At 62.3% G+C, this 21,462-nt stretch carries 20 protein-coding genes and 1 other annotated feature; of the genes, 16 read left to right on the forward strand and 4 right to left on the reverse strand.

Annotated features, from left to right (window positions below; translation table 11 throughout):
* The first annotated feature begins 100 nt into the window (after positions 1-100).
* Positions 101-913, forward strand: a complete 813-nt coding sequence (locus P73_RS19055) for a MurR/RpiR family transcriptional regulator (RefSeq protein WP_217621808.1) — start codon at positions 101-103, stop codon at positions 911-913.
* A gap of 389 nt (positions 914-1,302) precedes the next feature.
* Here the strand turns inward: P73_RS19055 and P73_RS19060 are convergent, their stop codons facing one another.
* Positions 1,303-1,773 (reverse strand): CYTH domain-containing protein, encoded by a 471-nt coding sequence (locus P73_RS19060; protein ID WP_043870809.1) that lies wholly within the window; start codon positions 1,771-1,773, stop codon positions 1,303-1,305.
* 174 nt (positions 1,774-1,947) lie between these two features.
* Here P73_RS19060 and P73_RS19065 point away from each other — a divergent pair, with 174 nt between their 5' ends.
* The 9 genes from P73_RS19065 to P73_RS19105 all read left to right on the forward strand — a co-directional run bounded on the left by P73_RS19065 (position 1,948) and on the right by P73_RS19105 (position 9,349).
* Positions 1,948-2,781 (forward strand): arsenate reductase/protein-tyrosine-phosphatase family protein, encoded by an 834-nt coding sequence (locus P73_RS19065; protein WP_043870810.1) that lies wholly within the window; start codon positions 1,948-1,950, stop codon positions 2,779-2,781.
* Entirely contained in the window at positions 2,778-3,776 is a 999-nt protein-coding gene (locus P73_RS19070; RefSeq protein WP_043870811.1) for an ArsJ-associated glyceraldehyde-3-phosphate dehydrogenase, read from the forward strand. The genes P73_RS19065 and P73_RS19070 overlap by 4 nt, the downstream gene beginning before the upstream one ends.
* On the forward strand, positions 3,773-5,050 hold the full coding sequence (gene arsJ, locus P73_RS19075) for an organoarsenical effux MFS transporter ArsJ (RefSeq protein WP_043870812.1): 1,278 nt from the start codon (positions 3,773-3,775) through the stop codon (positions 5,048-5,050). Before P73_RS19070 ends, arsJ begins: the two co-directional genes overlap by 4 nt.
* Positions 5,047-6,066 (forward strand): ACR3 family arsenite efflux transporter, encoded by a 1,020-nt coding sequence (gene arsB, locus P73_RS19080; protein ID WP_043870813.1) that lies wholly within the window; start codon positions 5,047-5,049, stop codon positions 6,064-6,066. The genes arsJ and arsB overlap by 4 nt, the downstream gene beginning before the upstream one ends.
* Complete coding sequence (arsC, locus tag P73_RS19085) at positions 6,063-6,485, forward strand: arsenate reductase (glutaredoxin) (protein WP_043870814.1); 423 nt, start codon at positions 6,063-6,065, stop codon at positions 6,483-6,485. Before arsB ends, arsC begins: the two co-directional genes overlap by 4 nt.
* Entirely contained in the window at positions 6,478-7,188 is a 711-nt protein-coding gene (gene arsH, locus P73_RS19090) for an arsenical resistance protein ArsH (RefSeq protein ID WP_043870815.1), read from the forward strand. Before arsC ends, arsH begins: the two co-directional genes overlap by 8 nt.
* Before the next feature lie 58 nt (positions 7,189-7,246).
* Positions 7,247-7,549, forward strand: a complete 303-nt coding sequence (locus P73_RS19095; protein WP_043870816.1) for an ArsR/SmtB family transcription factor — start codon at positions 7,247-7,249, stop codon at positions 7,547-7,549.
* Positions 7,546-8,736 (forward strand): MFS transporter, encoded by a 1,191-nt coding sequence (locus P73_RS19100; protein ID WP_052453422.1) that lies wholly within the window; start codon positions 7,546-7,548, stop codon positions 8,734-8,736. The genes P73_RS19095 and P73_RS19100 overlap by 4 nt, the downstream gene beginning before the upstream one ends.
* Positions 8,737-9,082: 346 nt before the next feature.
* Complete coding sequence (locus P73_RS19105; protein WP_017467736.1) at positions 9,083-9,349, forward strand: hypothetical protein; 267 nt, start codon at positions 9,083-9,085, stop codon at positions 9,347-9,349.
* Between the two features lie 198 nt (positions 9,350-9,547).
* Here P73_RS19105 and P73_RS19110 read toward each other — a convergent pair whose 3' ends face one another.
* Positions 9,548-9,898, reverse strand: coding sequence for an ArsR/SmtB family transcription factor (locus tag P73_RS19110; RefSeq protein WP_007803330.1), 351 nt, complete (start codon positions 9,896-9,898; stop codon positions 9,548-9,550).
* A 63-nt stretch (positions 9,899-9,961) separates the two neighbouring features.
* Here P73_RS19110 and P73_RS19115 point away from each other — a divergent pair, with 63 nt between their 5' ends.
* The 6 genes from P73_RS19115 to P73_RS25180 all read left to right on the forward strand — a co-directional run bounded on the left by P73_RS19115 (position 9,962) and on the right by P73_RS25180 (position 17,502).
* A complete protein-coding gene (locus P73_RS19115; protein WP_007803328.1) occupies positions 9,962-10,813 on the forward strand; it encodes a cation diffusion facilitator family transporter in 852 nt (283 codons plus the stop codon).
* A 273-nt stretch (positions 10,814-11,086) separates the two neighbouring features.
* Complete coding sequence (locus P73_RS19120; RefSeq protein WP_043870817.1) at positions 11,087-11,974, forward strand: tyrosine-type recombinase/integrase; 888 nt, start codon at positions 11,087-11,089, stop codon at positions 11,972-11,974.
* A 12-nt stretch (positions 11,975-11,986) separates the two neighbouring features.
* Entirely contained in the window at positions 11,987-13,180 is a 1,194-nt protein-coding gene (locus P73_RS19125; RefSeq protein WP_043870818.1) for an IS91 family transposase, read from the forward strand.
* A 240-nt stretch (positions 13,181-13,420) separates the two neighbouring features.
* Positions 13,421-14,671: an IS256 family transposase gene (locus tag P73_RS19130; protein WP_043870819.1), complete on the forward strand. Its 1,251-nt coding sequence runs from the start codon at positions 13,421-13,423 to the stop codon at positions 14,669-14,671.
* 713 nt (positions 14,672-15,384) lie between these two features.
* A protein-coding gene (locus tag P73_RS19140) for an IS3 family transposase (protein ID WP_420836116.1) occupies positions 15,385-16,607 on the forward strand; the annotation gives its coding sequence in 2 pieces (ribosomal slippage) (positions 15,385-15,673 and positions 15,673-16,607; 1,224 coding nt in all).
* Positions 15,666-15,782 (forward strand) — a sequence feature (AL1L pseudoknot). (Overlaps the previous gene by 117 nt.)
* A 109-nt stretch (positions 16,608-16,716) precedes the next feature.
* The gene (locus P73_RS25180; protein WP_202966916.1) at positions 16,717-17,502 is read left to right on the forward strand and encodes a hypothetical protein; all 786 of its coding nucleotides are present in this window, start codon (positions 16,717-16,719) and stop codon (positions 17,500-17,502) included.
* 197 nt (positions 17,503-17,699) lie between these two features.
* Here the strand turns inward: P73_RS25180 and P73_RS19145 are convergent, their stop codons facing one another.
* Both P73_RS19145 and P73_RS19150 read right to left on the reverse strand, forming a co-directional pair.
* Positions 17,700-18,797 (reverse strand): AAA family ATPase, encoded by a 1,098-nt coding sequence (locus P73_RS19145; protein WP_052453423.1) that lies wholly within the window; start codon positions 18,795-18,797, stop codon positions 17,700-17,702.
* 316 nt (positions 18,798-19,113) lie between these two features.
* Positions 19,114-21,381 carry an adenosylcobalamin-dependent ribonucleoside-diphosphate reductase gene (locus P73_RS19150; RefSeq protein ID WP_043870820.1) on the reverse strand — a complete coding sequence of 756 codons (2,268 nt, stop codon included), beginning with the start codon at positions 21,379-21,381 and terminating at the stop codon, positions 19,114-19,116.
* Between the last annotated feature and the right edge of the window lie 81 nt (positions 21,382-21,462).

Here is a 21,462-nt window from a genome sequence, read left to right on the forward strand (position 1 = left end):
CCGAGCTGGACGACAAGGCCCGTTTGAGAGATCATTCCTGCCGATGCAAAACCCCGACTCCGCGTTTCTGGACGACCTCATCACCCGCCACTCGGACCAGTTGACCGAGGCGGACGCCCGCATCCTTGGCGTGATGGTCCGCGATCCGATCCGCGCGGCGATGGAGAATGGCAAAGAGGTGAGCTTTCGCGCCGGGGTGCATCCCGCCTCGGCGGTGAGGCTGGCACGGCGGCTGGGGTTCAAGGGATACCCGGAGTTCCGGGCCTTCCTTCAGCAGCGGCTGGTCGAGGGCAAGGGCGAGTTCGAGGACCCCACTGCCCGTATCGCCGCCCGGCTGGCCAAGGCGGGGGACAGCGGGCTTCTGTCCTCGGTTCTGGACAGCGAGATCACGGCGCTGGAAAGCTTGCGCGCCAGCGTGACCGATGCCGAAATCCGCGGCTTTTCCGAAGCGCTGCTGGGCGCGCGGCGGATCTTCATGTTCGGGCAAAGTCACGCCGCCACACTGTGCCACCTCGTTGCGCTGCGCTTGCGCCGGTCGGGGTACGACGCGGTCGACCTGTCCCTGATGCAGCATCAATGGCTGGAACAGGTCGCTGGAATGACCGGCGACGATGTGATGTGGCTGATCAACTTTCGCAAGCTGCCGGAAACGGTTGCGCGGATCATGCAGGTGGCCGCCGTGCGCGGCGCGACGACGCTGGCGCTCACCGATAAGCGCGGCGCCGCACTGGACCCGCCCCCCGATCGCCACATCGCGGTGTCGCGCGGCGAGGCGGGCGAGTCGCAAAGCCTTGCGGTGCCGATGACGGTGACAAACACGGTGATCCTCGACCTGGCAACCATTGACGAAGGCCGTACTATGCGCGCGCTGGCCGAGTTCCGCGACATGCGGGAGACGCTGGCGCCGTATTGATCGGGAGTTTAGCGACCTGATAACACAGAAAAACCGCGGTTTTCGCGCCCAATCGTACGGATGTATTACATTCTGTACAATATACCGTCGGGAGATTTGCAAGCCGCGACAAGCCAAAAGCCGCCATTTGACCCCAGAATGCTAGACCGGCCCTGACCTGCCGTTCAGTCCCTTGCCGATCGCCGCGGTGCAGCTTCACTAGACCGGCCATTCGTCCATCGCGCAGCATCATCGGAGGATGAAGGTCGGCAGGGCGGACTTTTCGGTCATTCGGCGACCATCCGGTGCAAACGCAGCATAGCGTTAGAGTTGCTCGCAGTCGCAGCAAGCGGGGTTTAGGCTGCATCCGAGAGACCTTGCGGCTCTCGTCGACTTTCGCGTGAATGCGGTTACTTGGTCGCCTGCCGGTGCTTTTTGAACAGCGACGACTGCCTATACTGGCTCTTGCCCGACACTTCGCGCCCCAGCCATGTCGGCTTCTCGAATTCAGCATCCTCGCTCGGCAGTTCAATCTCGGCCAGCACGAGGCCTGTGTGGACGCCCTGAAACTCGTCAACTGTCCAGACATACCCACCATGGGGGATGAAGTACCGAGTCTTCTTCAGAATTGCCCCGTCGCAATGCTCTTCTAAGAGGGCAAGGCCATCGCTGGCAGGAATTTCGTATTCGAATTCGTCGCGGGTCAGACCCTTCTTGGGACCTTTGACGCTGAGGGTTGCCTTGTCGTCGCAGAAACGCACCCGGATTTTCCGTCCATCACGGAATGCCAAGAGGCCATCACGGATCTCAACCTTATGCGTGGCGAGCTCGCGCCAAGTATCCGTGCTGAGCAGAAATTTGCGTTCAATTTCCTTCGCCATAACCGTTCCGATCTCGAAATACCGTCTGCCGTTATCACCTTTGGTCATCGAGGGGCACGGCACAATGCGCATAGACTGAAGTGGAGGCGATAAACAGAGCGCTGCCTCGACGGAAGCAGGCCGTTACAAAACCTTCACTTGGCAGGCAATCATTATTTTATTATTTCATGAAATATGGAAAAAGAGATTCCCGACCAACTGTCCACACTCGGCCACCCTCAGCGACTGGCGATCTTCCGGCTGCTGATGCGCCGATACCCTGACCGTGTTCCGGCAGGGGAGATCGCCTCTACGCTTGGCGTCAAGGCGAGCACGATGTCCACCTATCTGTCCGCGCTAACGCGGGACCAGCTAGTGGAGCAACAACGGGCGGGCACGTCGCTTCTCTACGCGATCAACATGACCACGGTGCAACGGCTGTTCGGATACCTGTTCAGCGATTGCTGCCGTGGCCGTCCCGATATCTGCATGCCTTTCAGCACAGGAGCCATCCCCATGTCTGACCGCAAATACAACGTCCTCTTCATCTGCGTGGGCAACTCCGCGCGGTCCATCTTCGCCGAGTCTCTCCTGCGCAGTGCCGCTGGCGATAGGTTCATCGCGTATTCTGCAGGGACCCGGCCGGGGACCCAGCTCAACCCCTTCGCTGTGCAGGTTCTGCATGACAAAGGGCACGACACTTCCGTCCTGCGCTCGAAGGATGTCTCCGAGTTTTCTCGTTCCGATGCGCCGCAGTTCGACTTCGTCTTTACGGTTTGCGATCAGGCGGCAAACGAGGAATGCCCAGCTTGGGAGGGGCAGCCAGTGAGTGGTCATTGGGGTATGCCGGACCCGGTCAAAGTCGAGGGAACCAATGCTGAAAAAGCGCTGGCCTTCCAACAAGCTTACGGGGCACTCAAGCACCGGATCGAAGCCTTTGTCGCCCTACCGATCGAGACCCTGGACCGCATTGCATTGCAAAAAGCCGTGGACGACATCGGCCGCGCCAGCCCCGAGACACTGGCATGACCACCTACGCACTGAATGGCCTAGGTCGCATGGGCAAGCTCGCCCTCAAGCCTCTCCTCGAAAGCGGCGCCAAGATCGCCTGGATCAACGACGCTGTGGGTGATCCGGAGATGCACGCGCATCTTCTCGAGTTCGATACGGTCCACGGACGCTGGGATGCCGCGTTCTCGCATGACGCCGAAAGCGTCACGATCAACGGCACACGCCTGACGTTCATCGGCGCACGCGCGATTGCCGACCTGCCGCTCGATGGCGTCGATGTGGTGATCGACTGCACCGGCGTTTTCAAGACCGAGGCCAAGATTGCCCCCTACTTCGAGGCGGGCGTGAAGAAGGTCGTGGTCTCCGCCCCGGTGAAGGACGGCAATGCCGCGAACATCGTCTACGGCGTCAACGACGAAACCTATGATCCTGCCGAGCACCGGATCGTCACCGCGGCTTCCTGCACGACCAACTGCCTCGCGCCGGTTGTGAAGGTGGTTCACGAGACCTTCGGCATCAAGCACGGCTCAATCACCACGATCCATGATGTGACCAATACCCAAACCATCGTCGACCGCCCGGCAAAGGACCTGCGTCGGGCGCGGTCTGCGCTGAACTCGCTGATCCCGACGACGACCGGCTCGGCGACCGCGATCACCTTGATCTATCCGGAACTGAAGGGCCGTCTGAACGGCCATGCCGTGCGCGTGCCGCTGCTCAACGCCTCGCTGACCGACTGCGTCTTCGAGCTGAAGCGCGAGGTCACAGCGGAAGAGGTCAACTCGGCCTTCGAGGCTGCGGCCAATGGCCCGCTGAAAGGCATCCTCGGCTACGAGACGCGCCCGCTGGTCTCGACCGATTACACCAACGATCCGCGCTCCTCGATCATCGACGCGCCGTCGACAATGGTGATCAATGGGACGCAGCTGAAGGTATACGCCTGGTATGACAACGAATGGGGCTATGCCAACCGGCTGGTCGACGTGGCATTGATGGTCGGGGCTTCGCTGTGAGCAACGCCGCGCAAGCCCGTCCCGAAGGGCTGTCCGCCTATATCGCCGTCACGGCGGCCTATTGGGCCTTCATGCTGACCGATGGCGCGCTCAGGATGCTGGTGCTGCTGCATTTCCACACGCTGGGCTTCAGTGCGGTGCAGTTGGCCTACCTATTCATCCTCTACGAAGTCGCCGGGATGATCACCAACCTCGCGGCTGGCTGGATCGCCCTTCGTTTCGGCCTGACATCGACGCTCTATGCCGGGCTCGGGTTGCAGGTGGTGGCGCTGCTTGCGCTGGCGCAACTCGATCCGGGCTGGAGCATCGCGGCTTCGGTCGCCTTCGTGATGTGCGTCCAGGGGCTTTCGGGCGTGGCCAAGGACCTCGCCAAGATGTCCTCGAAATCGGCGGTAAAACTGCTCGCCCCTTCGGGCGATGGCGGGCTGTTTCGCTGGGTCGCGGTTCTGACGGGCTCGAAAAACGCCGTGAAGGGGCTGGGCTTCCTGCTCGGCGCCGCGCTCCTGGCGGTGCTTGGCTTCGACTGGGCCGTGCTGGGCATGGCCACCGTCCTAGGCGTGATCCTCGTCGCGGTCGTGCTGTTCATGCCTGCGGGCCTGCCCAAGGGCAAGAAGGGCACCAAGTTCTCCGAGGTCTTCTCGAAATCGGCCAACGTCAACTGGCTGTCGGCGGCGCGCGTGTTCCTGTTCGGGGCGCGGGATGTCTGGTTCGTGGTGGGCATCCCGATCTACTTTTACGCGGTGCTCTCGGACGGCACCGAGGATGGCAACCGCACCGCCTTCTTCATGATCGGCACCTTCATGGCGGTCTGGGTCATCCTCTACGGCATGGTGCAGGCCAGCGCGCCGAAGATCCTGCGCGCGGCGAGCCAACCTGAGGGCGAGCTGATCCGTGCCGCCCGGGCCTGGGCGCTTGCGCTCTTCGTCGTGCCAGCAGCACTAACGGTGGCCGTGGCGCTCTCACCTGCCCCGCAGACCTGGCTGACGGTAACGCTCGTGGTGGGCCTGCTGGCCTTCGGCGCGCTGTTTGCCGTGAATTCTTCGCTCCACTCCTACCTGATCCTCGCCTTCTCGAAATCTGAGCGGGTCACGATGGATGTGGGCTTTTACTACATGGCCAATGCGGGCGGTCGGCTGATCGGTACGCTTCTTTCCGGCCTGACATACCAGATCGGCGGGTTGACCCTCGTCATGGGCACGGCAGCGGTCATGGTCGTCCTGGCGGCCCTGACCTCGGGGCGGTTGACCGATCAGACGAACGAGGTGACTGCATGAGTATTTTCGAACGCTACCTGACCGTCTGGGTCGGGCTCGCGATGATTGCCGGTGTCCTGATTGGTCAGGGCGCGCCCTGGCTTGTGCAGGCCATTGCCGCGACCGAGGTCGCGAGCGTGAACCTTGTCGTGGCCGTGCTGATCTGGGCCATGGTCTACCCGATGATGGTGGGCGTGGACTTCGGCGCGGTCGCCGGTGTCGCGCGCCAGCCCAAGGGGCTTTTGGTTACGCTGGCCGTCAACTGGCTGATCAAGCCTTTCACCATGGCGTTTCTGGCCGTGTTGTTCTTTGACCATGTTTTCGCGCCGCTGATCTCCCCGGAAGATGCCGCCCAGTATACGGCGGGGCTGATCCTGCTCGGGGCCGCACCCTGCACGGCGATGGTCTTCGTCTGGTCGCAGCTGACAAAGGGCGACGCCACCTACACGCTGGTGCAGGTCTCGGTGAACGATCTGGTCATGGTGGTGGCCTTCGCGCCGATCGTGGCCCTTCTTCTGGGAGTGACGGAGCTTTCGGTGCCGTGGGAAACGCTGGTGCTGGCCACGGTGCTCTATGTCGTCCTGCCTTTGGCAGCCGGTCTGATCACCCGTCGCAAGCTGGGCTCGAAGGCGGCGATTGATGCGTTTTCGGCGCGTGTGAAGCCGTGGTCCGTAGTCGGGCTGATCGCAACCGTCGCCATCCTCTTCGGGCTTCAGGGGGAAACGATCCTTGCCAAGCCGACGGTGATCTTGCTGATCGCGGTGCCCATCATCATCCAGAGCTACGGCATCTTCGCCCTGGCCTATGGCGCGGCCTTCGCCCTCAAGGTGCCGCACCGGATCGCCGCGCCCTGCGCCTTGATCGGAACATCGAACTTCTTCGAACTGGCGGTTGCGGTAGCAATCTCGCTCTTTGGCCTGAACTCCGGCGCGGCGCTGGCCACGGTGGTAGGGGTGCTGGTCGAGGTGCCGGTGATGCTGTCGCTCGTGGCTTTTGCCAATCGCACCCGCGCACGCTTTCCCGAACCAGCGGCATGAGCATCGTCATCCACCACAACCCGGATTGCGGGACCTCCCGCAACGTCTTGGCGATCCTTCGAGCGACCGGCGAAGAGCCGGTCGTCATCGAATACCTGAAGGAAGGCTGGACACGCCCGCAGCTGCTGGCGCTGTTCGCGGCGGCAGGGCTGACCCCGCGCAGCGCCTTGCGGGAAACGAAATCTCCCGCTGAGGCGCTGGGGCTTCTGGAACCGGGTGTCCCTGATGACACGCTCCTGAATGCGATGATCGAACACCCGATCCTGGTGAACCGGCCCATTGTCTGCACGCCCAAGGGGGTGCGCCTGTGCCGCCCCTCTGAAACCGTTCTCGACCTTCTGGACCGGTTGCCGCCCGGACCGCTGTTCAAGGAGGACGGAGAAATGATCCTGAACGAAGAAGGAGAACGGCTTGCCTGAAACGCCGAACCTGGACGACACTCTGCTACGCCAGCCAGACGCGGACACGCTTTTCCCTGCTACCCGCTGCACCCACCCACCGCGCATCCTGATGCTCTACGGATCGCTGCGCGAGCGCAGCTTCTCGCGGCTTGCAGCCGAAGAGGCGGCGCGCGTTCTCGAACGCCTCGGGGCCGAGGCGCGGTTCTTCGATCCCCGTGATCTGCCGCTGCCCGACAGTGTGGAAGCCGATCACCCCAAGGTGGCGGAGCTGCGCGATTTGGTGCAGTGGTGCGAAGGCATGGTCTGGTCCTCCCCCGAACGCCACGGGGCCATGACCAGCATCATGAAGGCGCAGATCGACTGGATACCGCTCTCGCTCGGCTCCGTGCGCCCAACGCAGGGCAAGACGCTGGCGGTGATGCAGGTCTCTGGTGGATCGCAGAGCTTCAACACGGTCAACCAGCTGCGCATTCTCGGGCGCTGGATGCGCCTGCTGACCATCCCGAACCAGTCCTCGGTTGCCAAGGCGTGGAACGAATTTGAGGAAGATGGGCGGATGAAACCGTCGCCCTATTACGACCGTATCGTCGACGTGATGGAGGAGCTGGTGAAGTTCACCCTGCTGACGCGCGACATCCGCGATCATCTGGTCGACCGCTATTCCGAACGGAAGGAAAGCCATGCCGAACTGTCGGCGCGGGTGAACCTGAAGACAATCTAATTCGATACCTCTGGAAATAGATGTTGACGCCTGCGAGAGCACGCGCACATCTACTTCCATGAACATCGAAACAGCTTCCCGCCAACTCGACGCCCTCGGCAACGCGACACGCCTGTGCATCTACCGGGCACTGGTGCGCGCCGGTGAGAGTGGCACTCCGGTCGGTCGCGTACAGGATACCCTTGGGCTTCCGGCATCGACCCTGTCGCATCATCTGAAAAAGCTGCTCGATGTTGGTCTGATCCGACAGGAGCGCAGCGGTAACACGCTCCATTGCCACGCCGAATATCCTGCGATGAAGGCGTTGGTGGGTTTCTTGGTCGACGAGTGCTGCGCGGACGAGGACACAACAGGCCAATGATCCCGCCGCGCACAAAAGTCGTGTCTTCTCTCGGGATCATCCAGATCTTCGCCTGGGGCAGCAGCTATTACCTGCTGGCCCCGCTGGCCGGTGCGATCGCGGAAGATACCGGCTGGGGTCATGCCCTGATCTCCGCCGGGGCATCTGTCGCCCTGCTCATGTCAGGCTTGGCGGCACCGAAAATCGGCCGCTGGATCGGCCGGAGCGGTGGCAGAACAACCCTCTGCCTCGGGACGGCCTTTATGGCCATTGGTCTGTTCCTTCTCAGCATGGCGCACGCCCCATGGGTCTACCTACTCGCTTGGAGCGTCCTCGGTTGCGGCATGGCTGCGGGGCTCTACGACGCTGCCTTCTCCGTTCTGGGAGCCGCCTATGGACGTGATGCGCGATCCGCGATCACGCAACTGACCCTCTGGGGTGGCTTTGCCAGCACCGTGTGCTGGCCGCTTTCCGCATGGCTGGTCGAAGGCATCGGCTGGCGCACGACCTGTCTGGTCTATGCAGGCATCCACATCTTCGGAACGCTGCCGCTATGCTGGTGGGCCTTGCCGCGCACCTCTGCCGCATGGGGATCGAGGCAGTCTGATCGGACTAGGCAACCACATGTCGCAGCCCGCGCTGTCGACATGCGGTTTTTCTGTATCGCCATTGCAGGTGTAGCGCTGACACTTCTCGCGACCATCTGGTCCATTCACATGGTGACAATCCTGACCGTCGGGGGCTACACCACGGCCGCAGCGATCGCGGTCGGTACTTTGATCGGGCCATCCCAAGTCGGTGCCCGCGTTATTGAAATGATGGGCGGGGGGCGACATCATCCGATATGGACGATGATCGCGGCGACTATGCTCGTGTTCGCCGGTTTCCTTGGCCTGCACTTGGGATTGCCTGCCGCCGCTGCTCTCGTCGCCTACGGGGCAGGCAATGGCCTTTGGTCCATCGCGCGCGGCGCTCTTCCGCTCGCGCTCTACGGTCCGGATCAATATGCCGCTCTAATGGGTCGCTTGGCTCGCCCTATGCTGTTGGCTGGCGCCGCCGCCCCAACGCTTGGGGCATTGCTCATTGACAAGGTCGGCGCCGAAACGACGATGGTCCTGCTCGCCGCATCGGCCATCCTCCCGTTCTCGATGGCATTCTTGATCCATTTGGACTTGATGCGGGAGCGGCGCAGCACAGAATTCCCGTAGTGAGCCCAATGTCCGGGGTGCTAATTTCACTTTCACCATCACGCTCACCACGATCCTGCCGGATCGCGGTTCAGGATAACCGGCGGCAAAGGGGGACCGTGGTTTCGTCCCGCACTGCAGCGCACGCTCCATTGGCGACCGAAAACGACCGACCGCTCAGGGCTCGAAGTAGCCATGCGGCGGTGCAGCAGTCTGGGCAAGCCTCCAGGACGGGGCATATGGCGCTCGCGGCCCAGAGCCGCCATCGGCAGGTAACTGCAGATGCTGCGACAGCATCCCGCTTTGCGGACATTGGCTTCCGTCATCAGTGCTTCTATCATCCGCGGAAGATCCAAGAGGTGCTCACATGGAACGCGAACCCAACCTTGTCATCTCCAGCGCCTCCCAGCGCGTCGTCGAGGATGGCGTGCCGTTCAAGGTGGATATCTACAAACTCGAAGGTGGGGACGGTTGGTCTCTGGAAGTCGTTACCGAAGACGGGACATCCATTGTTTGGGATGATCTCTTCGAAGACGACCAAGCGGCATTCGAGGAGGCAATTAGCACCATTCGCAGTGAAGGTGCGGTCGCCTTCGCCAACGGCGGTTCGAACGTCATTCCGTTCCGGCAGTAGCGATCGGCCCAGAGCCGACCTTCAGCCTTGGATCAGAATGCCGCATCGCCGCCCGTCAAAGCTGCCATTCGCCGCACTTGCGAACCCTGGCGGGACCCGAAGGTCCCCAGTGCGGACAAAGGGTGCATTCGCTGCGGATGCGCAGATGGCTGCTTCAGGTTTGGCGCACCGATAGGACATTGCAGCAGGTCGCGCCGGTTAGTCCGTATAGCTTTGGCAGGCATCAACTCCGTTGGCTGTCGAGGCAAGTAGCTGATCTGCATCACGGATGAGATCGGCGACCCGCCTGTCCGCCAGACGATACCGAACGAAGCGGCCTTTGCTGCGGCGACTGACCAGCCCGCATTCCAGCAGACAGCGCAGATGGTTCGAGACGTTGGGCTGACCCAAACCCGTATGCCCGACGATTTCCTGCACGTTGCGTTCGTCCGACACCAGCGCATCGAGGATCGTCAGACGGCTGGGATCGCTTAGGCCCCGGAAGAGCTTTGCCCGCAGTTCCAGTGTATCGGGTGCCGAAAGATCGTCTTGAATGTTTTGCGCTGTCATATCATTATCCACTGATACGTTAGCAGCGTACCTTTTCGCCCGCCACCACAAAAAGGATCGCACATGAGCCAGCCCGATAACAGCAAGTTGGCGACAGCCTCCTCCCCGATCCGAATGCGGGTGCAAGGCATGGACTGCGCGAAAGATGCCGCCGAGATCGAGCGCGCGGCCCGGTCTGCGGGCGTGGCCGAAGGCGACGTGAAAGTGTCCGCCGCCACCCACATCATGACATTGCGGATCGCGGACGGCGATCTGCCGAAAGTGCGGCCCGCGCTCGACGCGACCGGCTACGGTTTCGAGAAGATCGAGGACGGCGATACATCGTCCGATCCGGCCTACAAGGACCCGAGCTATCGCCGCGCGCTCTGGATCGTGGTCGCGCTCAATCTCGGATACGGCGTGGTCGAAATGTTCGGCGGGTTCTTGTCCGGTTCGCAGGCGCTGAAGGCAGACGCGCTCGATTTTCTGGGCGATGGTGCGATCACGTTTCTGGGCCTGCTCGCCATCGGCTGGAGCCTGACATGGCGGGCGCGGTCGGCGATGATCCAAGGCGTGTTTCTGGGCCTTCTGGGCCTTGGCGTTGTCGGCAGCACGCTCTGGCGTGTCCTCAACCAGACCACGCCAGAAGCCGGGTTGATGGGAGCCTTCGCGGTAGGTGCGCTGATCGTAAACATCCTCGCGGTGCTGCCGCTGCTAAAGCACCGCAAGGGTGATGCCAATATGCGAGCCGTCTGGCTGTTCTCTCGCAACGACGCCATCGGCAACCTCGCCGTGGTCATCGCCGCCGGGCTGGTCGCGTGGCTTGGCAGTGCATGGCCCGACCTGATCGTCGCGTTCGCGATCGCGGGGCTTTTCCTGCATTCGTCGTGGATGATCATCCGCGATGCCCGGAGTGACTTGGTGGAAGCTGACTAACTCCATCATGGTGCGACGCGCCGGACGAAAGCCGACATTCGCGCGCCCCGCAGCATCGGTGAGTCTGGGCTCAAAGCGGCCATGCGGCGTCGCGGCGCGGGCCAGCCCTCGGTACTTCCCAGCGCGATGTCACTTCCGGCCCAAGGACGAAGCCGCTCGCGCGGCAATGGCGCCCGTGACGGGCGCTCGGGGCTGATCGCCACCCTGTGCATTTGGGAATGCGGGCACCTGCCTGACGATTGAGGCCTCTCAATCGACAGACAGGAGGTTCCCATGACCGAGGAGAGGATTTCGCCGCTACGGGCGCGGATGATCGAAGACATGCGCATCCGGGGGATGGGCGAGAAGGCACAGAAGTCCCACATCAGGGCAATCAAGGATTTCGCCCAATTCCTTGGGCATTCACCTGATACCGCCACCCCGGAGGAGTTGCGCGCCTACCAGCTGCACATGACCGACACCGGGGTCACGGCCAGCACGTTCAACGTGAGGATCGTGGCGCTGCGGTTCTTCTTCGGCATGACCTGCGGGCGCGAGGACATGAAGCGCTACATGCAGTTCCGCACCCAGCCGCGGAAGTTGCCTGTGGTGTTCAGCGTCGAGGAGGTTTCGGACATCCTGATGGCGGCACCCGGGCCGGGCCTGAAGTATCGGGCCGCGCTCAGCATCTCCTATGGTGCGGGGCTGCGCGCCGCCGAGGTCTGCAATCTCAAGATCGGCGACATCGACAGCGACCGCATGCTGATCCATGTCGAGCAAGGTAAAGGACGGAAGGACCGCAAGGTCATGCTCTCTCCGGGCCTGCTGAACCTGCTTCGTGACTGGTGGCGCGAAGCGCGTCCCGAGGGCTGGCTGTTCCCGGGCAAGCCGAAGATCAATCCGATCTCGCCTCGGCAGCTGAACCGGGCTTTCACCTCGGCCAAGCACATGGCCGGGATCAGCAAGCCGGCGACACTGCACACGCTCAGGCACAGCTTTGCGACGCACCTGCTCGAGGCCAACACGGATGTGCGGGTGATCCAGGTCCTCCTCGGCCATGCCAAGCTCACCACGACGGCGCAATACACCCATGTCGCGACCAAGACGATCCGTGACACGGTCAGCCCCTACGAGATGCTGGCCAAGCTGCAGGATCAGACGGTGAAGCGAAGTCTGGAGTGACGGGGCGCCGGGGTGCCCCGGCCAACGCTGGAGATCGCTGACATCTTTCGCGCTCATGGTCCCGCGTGGCGGCAGGCCAATGCGGGGCATGTCAGCCTGACCCAGCTGAAGGTGATGTCGGCGATTGAAGCCTGCCGGACCGAAGCGCTCGGCGGGCATGTCGCGGGCTGTGCCAAGTGTGGCCACCACCACATCGCCTACAACTCCTGCAAGAACCGCCACTGCCCGAAGTGCCAGGGACCGGCGGCACGCGACTGGATGGAAGCCCGCGCCGAGGACCTTCTGCCTGTGGAGTATTTCCACGTCGTCTTCACCCTGCCAGCCGAGATCGCGCAGATCGCCTTCTGGAACAAGAAGGCCGTCTACGGCCTGCTGTTCCGCGCGTCCGCGGAAACGGTCATGACCATCGCCGCCGATCCCAAGCGCCTCGGCGCCCGGATCGGCATGACCAGCGTGCTGCACACATGGGGATCGGCCCTGACGCATCACCCCCACATCCACATGATCGTGCCGGGCGGAGGCCTGTCGCTGGATGGCACCCGATGGGTCGCCTGCAAGCGGGGGTTCTTCCTGCATGTTCGCGTGCTGTCCCGCCTGTTCCGGCGGCTTTTCCTCGACGGCCTGCTGGCCCTGCATCGGGCCGGAGAGCTGGCTTTCTACGGCGGTCTCGAAGGATTGGCGCAGGCAGATGCCTTTGCCGCTTGGCTCAAACCGTTCCGCAGATCCGAATGGATCGTCTACGCCAAACCGCCCTTCGGCGGCCCCGAGGCGGTGCTGGCCTACCTGAGCCGCTACACCCACCGCGTCGCGATCTCGAACCATCGCCTGATCAGCGCAGACGCCGAGACGGTGGCGTTTCGATGGAAGGACTACCGCATCAAGTCCGGTAACAGGCAGAAGGTCATGCGCCTCTCGACATCGGAGTTCATCCGCCGGTTCCTGATGCATGTCCTCCCCGACGGCTTCCACCGCATCCGGCACTACGGCCTGCTGGCCAGCGCGAGCCGGAAGGTCAACATCGACCGGATCCGAACCCTGCTTGGCCAGACCATGCCGGTCCGGGATGCTCTGCCCGCCGCCGAGGCAGCGCCGCTCACCCTGCGCGAGCCGTGCCCTTGCTGCGGCGGCCCGATGCGCATCATCGAAATTTTCCGCCGCGGCCAGAAACCGATGTCGCGCGCCCCACCTCGGGAGCAGGCCGCATGACGAAACGCCCGTCACTGTCACGAACACCACTCCGGATCTTGCAGTCGGCCCGGCCCGGCTCAGCTTTGCACTACGCGGCGCCGCACCGACGAGCCGCCGACGGAATGCGCCATCCGAGACCGAACAGCATCATCTGGGCGGATCAGAGTAACGCGCTAAAGTTGGTGATGCCCTGAGGGGCGGCATATCATGGCGGTGTTCAGACGCCGTCAATTCTCAGCCGAGAAAGGGATATGCCACATGTCGGAGACTACCATCAGCACGCTGCCCGATCCATCAGGGTTGTCGCCGGATCCGCTGACGGACCTCATCCGGGAGGGTGCGCGCAAGCTGATCGAACAAGCGGTTGAGGCCGAGCTGGCAACGCTCCTCGCCTCGTTCGCTGAGGAAAGGCTCGATGACGGTCGGGCCAGGTTGGTGCGGCACGGACATTTGCCGGAGCGCGAAATCCTGACCGGGATCGGTCCGGTCGCCGTGAAGGTGCCGCGGGTGCGGGATCGCAAGCCGGGAGCGGAGAGGATCTCCTTCACGCCCAGCATACTGCCGCGCTACCTGCGCAAGGCCAAATCGGTCGAGGAACTGCTGCCCTGGCTCTACCTTAAGGGGGTCTCCACCGGCGACTTCGGCGAGGCGCTGGCCGCCCTGCTGGGGCCGGACGCCAAGGGCCTGTCGGCCAAGACCGTCACCCGCCTGAAAGCCAACTGGTGGTCCGAATACGAGGCTTGGGAAAAGCGCGACCTCGGAACCCGGCGGTTCCTCTACATCTGGGCCGACGGTGTCTACTTCAAGCCGCGCATGGCCGAGGAAAAGCAATGCGTTCTGGTCATCGTCGGGGCGGATGAATACGGCCGGAAGGAACTGCTGGCCATGACCGACGGCTTCCGCGAGAGCACCCAGAGTTGGCGCGAGGTGCTGCTCGATCTCAAGCGGCGCGGCCTCACGCAGGATCCCAAGCTCGCGATCGGCGACGGTGCCCTCGGCTTCTGGACGGCCCTGCGCGAAGTCTTCCCCACGACGCAGGAGCAGCGGTGCTGGCTGCACAAGACCATGAACGTGCTGAACGCGCTGCCGAAATCGGCGCAGGCCAGGGCCAAAGGACACCTGCACGACATCTGGCAGGCCGGGACAAAGGCCGAAGCCAACGTCGCCTTCAACTTCTTCGTCGAAACCTACGGCGTGAAATGGGACAAGGCGGTGGCCAAGCTGGTCAAGGACCGGGACGCGCTGCTGACCCTCTACGACTATCCGGCCGAGCACTGGAAACATATCCGGACGTCAAATCCGATCGAGAGCACCTTCGCCACCGTCCGGCACCGCACGCGGCGAACCAAGGGCTGCCTGAGCCGAAAGACCGGACTCGCCATGGCCTTCCGGCTGATGATGTCGGCGCAGAAGAAATGGCGGAGGCTCGACGGTCGGAACCGCCTGCCGGAGGTCATCAGCGGGGTTGAGTTCCGCGACGGCGTCCGCCACATTCAAGCTGCCGCCTGATCAAGCGTCACCAACTTTCGCGCATATCTCGGCGGATCAGGGCGCCATTGGGAACGGTCTACAGCCTTCGAACCGCACACCACGCTGCACCGGCGCTGGAAACCTCAGCGCACTTTCCCCATAGACAGCACCTGGCCACCGCGGCTTCCACCTTGGGAGGATTTCCAACGCGGGCCGACGAAGCACCGCCAGGAAATGTTGCACCACGGCCCGCGTCGAAAATCCTTCACCAAACCTGACGTTCGTGCGTTGCACAGCGGATGGCTGCTTTGAACCAGCTCGACCCTGTCAGTTGGCCTGGGGCACGGCCTCAAGCAAGGTCTAGTCCCGAGTGGGCGGCCCTCATACGATACCCCCACTGTCGGCAAAGTTGTCGCCCGACATTTCGGGCGACCGATGAGGCGCTTCGATGCTACGTAGATTGGTCAGAAGAGATAGATGACCAATCAGGTTTGAGCGTTGGCTTACAGCCGACGGACGCAACTCTCCTCGTCAATCGAGGAGAGCACGAGAAGTGCTCTATGTTGATCGAAGTGCTCCTTGCAGCGAAGGTAAACAATCGACAGAGTGTTACTAAATTCAGGATTGGCACACGGAGACAAGATGGCGAGAGAAAGCTACTCAGCAGTTCTGCTTACGCAGGGAGAACACCGTTTCTACTGAACCGCTCCGGGTTTGCCGGAGGCTCCAACTCTTGAGTAGGATGGAGCATCATGAGCAAGACAACGAACAAATATTCCCCTGAAGTGCGCGAGCGAGCGGTTCGTATGGTTTTGGACAACGCCGGTCAGCATGAGAGCCGCTGGCAAGCGATCGTATCGATCTCGGCGAAGATAGGCTGTTCGACGAACACGCTGAATGACTGGGTCAAAAAGGCAGAGATTGATCGTGGCGACCGTGCTGGGGTCAGTACCGAGATGGCCGAGAAGATGAAGGCGCTGGAGCGCGAGAACCGCGAACTCAAGCAGGCGAATGAGATCCTGCGGAAGGCGTCGGCGTATTTTGCGATGGCGGAGCTCGACCGCCGACCGAAGTCATGATCGCCTTTATCGACGATTATCGTGGAGAGCTCGGGGTCGAGCCGATCTGCAAGCACCTGCCGATTGCCCCGTCCACATACTACGATCATCTGGCCAAACGGGCCGACCCTGATCTGCGCTCGGATCGGTTCAAGCGCGACGACGAGCTTCGCCCCGAGATCGAGCGCGTGTTCGATGAGAATTACAAGGTCTATGGCGTGCGCAAAGTCTGGCGCCAGATGCGGCGGGAAGGATTTGATGTGGCCCGATGCACGATAGCCCGGTTGATGAAGGATTTGGGCCTGCAGGGCGTCATCCGGGGCAAGCCGCATAAAACGACGATCCCTGACAAGAAGCAGCCGTGCCCGATGGACAAGGTAAACCGGCAATTCCGGGTGCCGGCACCGAACATGCTCTGGGTCAGCGATTTCACCTATGTCGCCACCTGGCAAGGGTTCGTTTATGTGGCATTCGTGATCGACACGTTCGCGCGCCGGATCGTTGGGTGGCGCGTCAGCCGCACGGCTCACACAGGCTTCGTTCTCGACGCTTTGGAACAGGCTGTTCATCAGCGGCAGCCTGGTGTGGGACTGATCCATCACTCAGACCGCGGATCGCAATACCTGGCGATAAAATACACCGAACGCTTGGCCGAGGCAGGAATCGAACCCTCGGTCGGCAGCGTCGGTGACAGCTATGACAACGCTTTGGCCGAGACAATCAATGGTCTCTTCAAGGCGGAGGTCATCCACCGCCGTGGCCCGTGGCGCAGTCTGGACGCCGTGGAATACGCCACTCTGGAATGGGTCGACTGGTTCAACAATCGCCGCCTCCTCGAGCCCATCGGGAACATCCCACCAGCGGAAGCAGAGGCAAACTTCTACGCAGCTCTGGTAACTAAGACCATAGCCGCATAACTTAAACCAAACAGCCTCCGGCAAACCCGGAGCGGTTCATTCTGACGGAAATTACTACATCAACAACGCTCCGCCTGATCTTTCTCTTTATTGTCTGAGTGGCGATGATTTGAAGAAATGCCTTTCACTTGATGCATTTCGATTTTCATCGCACGCCGCACAAACGGTTCATGAGCTGGAGAAGACAACAGCATATGACAAGCTTACGTCATGGCGAGTAATTCAAGCCTACTACGCAGCATATTTCTCCGCCCACGCCGTGTTGCGCTTCTTTGGAAAGTCCTTCTCACACCTGGAGCGTGGCCATGTCGGCTTCCTTAGTGGGCGTTGCAAGAGCGAAGCGGGTTATGCGCCCAGCCTCCCATCATCGTACTATCTGATCGAATCGAATCCGAAGACGCATGATGTAAATTTTTTCAGATATGGAGAAAGTCACAAGGATCTCTGGAAGTGCTTTCTGGATCTAATTGCCGACTTGGAGCAGCAGGTCCTTACACTTCGAGCGTCTCAGGAACGCCTTCAAGAGCTCTCCGCACACTTCCTCGATTTGAAGGAAGCCTTGACCAATCGAGGTCAGTTTCCCTCTGGGAACTGGCTCTCAAGTGTTAGAAATGAAGTCAACTACAAGTCCTTGGAGGGTGTATGGTTCCCCTTCTCAAAGGCCACTCCTTCATTCGAAAATCTGCTTGGAAGAGTACGCGGCTGGAGAGTTGGCGACGTAGACTTGGGAAGGCCGACTTTGGAGGGCAATGAGCTAGAGAGGTTTTTCGCCACAGCCTTCGTGGTGGTCGATTTCTGTATTTCACTGTCGCTCGATTACAGGGCGCTGACCGAGAGAGAGGGACGGAGATCAGGTGGGTTTTCTCGCTTGGTGAAGCTTACCGCGGCAGCCTGATAAACTCGTTAGGATTCGCAACGGCGGTCATTCATGAGGTTCGCAGCGAACTCCTGCTCTCCGCCCTTCGTGTCGGCGCCTGACGTAAAGTTGCGCCTTGCAGGAATGCCGCTTGGGCTGCCACCCGCCAGCTGCTGCCATCAGCCCAAGCGACTACTTTGGTCTTGGCCGACCTAAGGCGCGCTCGCATCAACCACTCAATGCGACAGCGGGCTGCTTGCCATGGCCTCCGCCCTCGCCAGCATCCTGGACACGTGGCGCAGATTGATCTCATGCGCCTCAGCAATCTGGTCGATCACCTCGCAGATGGCGCCCAGGGCAGCATCAGATAGCCCCCGTCGTGCGCCCTCGCGCTCCGCGAAGGAGATGAGATCACTCTTGCCGGGGCCGGCGAGGCGCAGGATGTCCAGGCGGCTCAGGAATGGGGCCGGAAGCGTCCTCAGGCTGTTCGAGGTCAGGACCCAGCTGATCCACGACATGTCGAAGCCGACCTGATAATAGGGACACTTCCATGCCACGGCAGACGAGCGCTCCAGCAGCGGCAGCAACCCCTCGGCTAGGCCGTAGGCCTGCCCCTTGGTCGAGGTCGGCGTCCCGGCCTTCTCGATCTCGTCGATCACCACGATCGGGTTCGCGCAGAGGCTCTGCACGATGGTCTGCAGGGGCCGCCCAGGGAAGGCCGAGCCCCAGCCGCGTTGCGAGCCATTGACGACGAACGAGGCCTGCTCTGCGGTTCCCTCGATGCCACAACGCGGCACCCCGAGATGGCGCCCGAGCTCACGTGACCACACGCTCTTGCCAATCCCCGGCGGGCCGTCGAGCAGCACGGGCGGCAGACGGAATCCAGGCTCCCCCACCCGCACCGAGCGGCGCATTGCCTTCCAGAGGAAGTCAGTGGCGGCCGCCATCCAGGGCATCTCGGCATGAATGGCCGCGGCGATCTCATCGGCGCGGTGCTCGCTGTCGATGCCGACTAGATCCGCACCGCTGCGGAACACCTCGAGCGCGCGCCGGTCATCCGCGCTGAGATGGCTGAGCCCGGAAGCCTTGGCGCGCGCGCCCATTACCCGGCGCGCACGGCGCAGCACCTTGTTCCGGTCCTTCTCCGAGAGATGCACCGCGATGAGGTCCTCGTTCCAGCGCAACTTATCTTCAAAGTCTCCCGGAACCTTTGGGGACACCCCGTCCTGAAGGGCACGGAGCTTGCGCAGATGCCACTCGAAGCGGCGCTTGAGGGCGAACTCGTTTTCGTCGGGATCGGCGAAGCGGGCATCGATGAACTTGATCTTCGTCACGGAAGTCCTTTCTGGCGCGTTGCGCCATGCCCTCGGGCAGAGGCTCTGCTGGAGGGGGAGGTTGGGAAGAACCCGGCCGGATTGGCTCTGAGAGATGCCGAAAGCACGACTGACCGTCAACGGCGCCCACCAGGGTGGAGCCCTGCTACGGCGCATCAAAGGTCGAAAATCAGCCAGACGCGCAAGCCATTGATATAAAAAGAAACCACCGGCTGCAGCGCAGCCGATGGTCATTAATCCTGTGCCGGAATGGACAAATTACCCCGGAAATGGACAAGTTTTAGTGGGTCCTACACCTACACCCCACACCTCCCCCTCACCCGCATTTCGAATAGCCGCAGGAGGCGCAGGTCATGCAGCCTTCGATCATGCGCATGTCGTAGCTGCCGCAGGAGGGACAGGCCTTGCCGTGGGGTTTTTCGCCCATCACGGCAAGCTCGGCGGAGGGATCGGTCTTGAGCCCCATGCCCTCGCCGGCGATGAAGCCGATCTCGACGAGATGCGTTTCGATCACGCCGCCGATGGCCGCCAGGATGGAGGGAATGTATTTGCCCTTCATCCAGGCCCCGCCGCGCGGGTCGAAGACGGCCTTGAGTTCCTCGACCACGAAGGAGACGTCGCCGCCGCGCCGGAACACCGCGGAGATCATCCGCGTGAGCGCGACGGTCCAGGCGAAATGCTCCATGTTCTTCGAGTTGATGAAGATCTCGAAGGGCCGGCGATGGCCGCCGATGACGATGTCGTTGATCGTCACGTAGATCGCATGCCCGCTGTCGGGCCATTTGAGCTTGTAGGTGTTGCCTTCGAGCTGTTGCGGGCGGTCGAGCGGTTCGGAGAGATAGACAACCTCGGCGCCCTCGTCCTGTTCGGGCGCGGCCTCGGAGGTCTCCGATACGGAGAGCACGGAGCCCGTCACGTCGTTGGGACGGTAGGTGGTGCAGCCCTTGCACCCGGTCTCGTAGGCTTCCATGTAGACGTCCTTGAACGCTTCGAAAGAAATGTCCTCGGGGCAGTTGATCGTCTTGGAAATCGAGCTGTCGACCCATTTCTGCGCGGCGGCCTGCATCCGGACGTGGTCGAGCGGGGCGAGCGTCTGGGCGTTGACGAAATACTCGGGCAGCTCGGCCTCCACGCCGAACCTGTCGCGATAGAGCTTCACCGCGTAATCGACCACCTCTTCCTCTGTGCGCGATCCGTCCTTCTGGAGGACCTTGCGCGTATAGGCATAGGCGAAGACCGGCTCGATGCCGGAGGACACGTTGCCCGCGTAGAGCGAGATCGTGCCGGTCGGGGCGATGGAGGTCAGAAGCGCATTACGGATGCCGTGTTCGGCGATGGCCGCGCGCACGTCCTCGTCCATATGGACAAGCGCTCCGGAGGCCAGGTATTTCTCCGCGTCGAAGAGCGGAAAGGCGCCCTTTTCCCTCGCGAGATCCGCCGAGGCGAGATAGGCGGCGCGGGCGATCGCCTTCAGCCATGCCTCGCAGGTCGCGGCGGCCTGCTCCGAACCGTAGCGCTGGCCGATCATCAGGAGCGCATCGGCGAGCCCGGTGACGCCGAGGCCGATGCGGCGTTTCGCCTGCGCCTCCTGCGCCTGTTGTTCCAGCGGGAAGCGGGAGGCGTCCACCACATTGTCCATCATGCGCACGGCGGTGGCGACAAGCTCGGACAGCGCCGCCTCGTCCAACTTCGCGCCCGCGCCGAAGGGATCTGTCACCAGCCGCGCGAGGTTGATCGAGCCGAGGAGACAGGCGCCATAGGGCGGCAGCGGCTGTTCGCCACAGGGATTCGTGGCCGAGATCGTCTCGCAATAGGCGAGGTTGTTCATCTCGTTGATCCGGTCGATGAAGATCACGCCCGGTTCGGCATAATCATAGGTCGCGCGCATGATCCGGTTCCACAGGTCGCGCGCGCCCACGGTGTGATAGACCTTCTCGCCGAACTTGAGCTCCCAGGGACCGTCGGCCTTCACCGCGTCCATGAACGCGTCGGTGACGAGCACGGAAAGGTTGAACATGCGCAGGCGCGCGCTGTCCTGTTTCGCCTCGATGAACTGCTCGATATCCGGGTGGTCGCAGCGCATGGTGGCCATCATCGCGCCCCGGCGCGAGCCCGCCGACATGATCGTGCGGCACATCGCGTCCCAGACATCCATGAAGCTGAGCGGGCCGGAGGCATCGGCGGCCACGCCCGTCACATCCGCGCCCCTGGGCCGGATGGTGCTGAAATCGTATCCGATCCCGCCGCCCTGCTGCATGGTGAGCGCGGCCTCCTTCAGCATGTCGAAGATGCCCGCCATGCTGTCGGGGATGGTGCCCATGACGAAACAGTTGAACAGCGTCACCGTGCGCCCCGTCCCCGCGCCGGCGAGGATGCGCCCGGCGGGCAGGAATTTGAAATCCTCGAGCGCATGGTAGAATTTCTCCTCCCATGCCGCCGCGTCGGTTTCGACCTCAGCGAGCGATCGTGCGACCCGGCGCCAGCTGTCCTCGACGGAAAGATCCCGCGGCGTGCCGTCGGCCTCTTTCAGCCGGTATTTCATATCCCAGATCTGTTCGGCGATGGGGGCGGCAAAGCGGGTCATGGCGTCTCTCGAGTCGGTTTGACGAAGGGAATGGAGCGTGGCTTGTAAAGAGCTGTGCGTCGGAGAGCAATCTTGATCCGG

This window comes from Celeribacter indicus, from assembly GCF_000819565.1.
GTDB lineage: Bacteria > Pseudomonadota > Alphaproteobacteria > Rhodobacterales > Rhodobacteraceae > Celeribacter > Celeribacter indicus.

Bases quoted from the DNA above. Each gene is read 5' to 3' on its own strand.
- P73_RS19150 (WP_043870820.1), bottom strand. From the start codon at position 21,381: ATGACCCGCTTTGCCGCCCCCATCGCCGAACAGATCTGGGATATGAAA.
- P73_RS19095 (WP_043870816.1), top strand. From the start codon at position 7,247: ATGAACATCGAAACAGCTTCCCGCCAACTCGACGCCCTCGGCAACGCG.
- arsB (WP_043870813.1), top strand. From the start codon at position 5,047: ATGAGTATTTTCGAACGCTACCTGACCGTCTGGGTCGGGCTCGCGATG.
- P73_RS19120 (WP_043870817.1), top strand. From the start codon at position 11,087: ATGACCGAGGAGAGGATTTCGCCGCTACGGGCGCGGATGATCGAAGAC.
- P73_RS19100 (WP_052453422.1), top strand. From the start codon at position 7,546: ATGATCCCGCCGCGCACAAAAGTCGTGTCTTCTCTCGGGATCATCCAG.
- P73_RS19115 (WP_007803328.1), top strand. From the start codon at position 9,962: ATGAGCCAGCCCGATAACAGCAAGTTGGCGACAGCCTCCTCCCCGATC.
- P73_RS19070 (WP_043870811.1), top strand. From the start codon at position 2,778: ATGACCACCTACGCACTGAATGGCCTAGGTCGCATGGGCAAGCTCGCC.
- P73_RS19110 (WP_007803330.1), bottom strand. From the start codon at position 9,898: ATGACAGCGCAAAACATTCAAGACGATCTTTCGGCACCCGATACACTG.
- P73_RS19060 (WP_043870809.1), bottom strand. From the start codon at position 1,773: ATGGCGAAGGAAATTGAACGCAAATTTCTGCTCAGCACGGATACTTGG.
- arsC (WP_043870814.1), top strand. From the start codon at position 6,063: ATGAGCATCGTCATCCACCACAACCCGGATTGCGGGACCTCCCGCAAC.
- P73_RS19065 (WP_043870810.1), top strand. From the start codon at position 1,948: ATGGAAAAAGAGATTCCCGACCAACTGTCCACACTCGGCCACCCTCAG.
- P73_RS19130 (WP_043870819.1), top strand. From the start codon at position 13,421: ATGTCGGAGACTACCATCAGCACGCTGCCCGATCCATCAGGGTTGTCG.
- P73_RS19105 (WP_017467736.1), top strand. From the start codon at position 9,083: ATGGAACGCGAACCCAACCTTGTCATCTCCAGCGCCTCCCAGCGCGTC.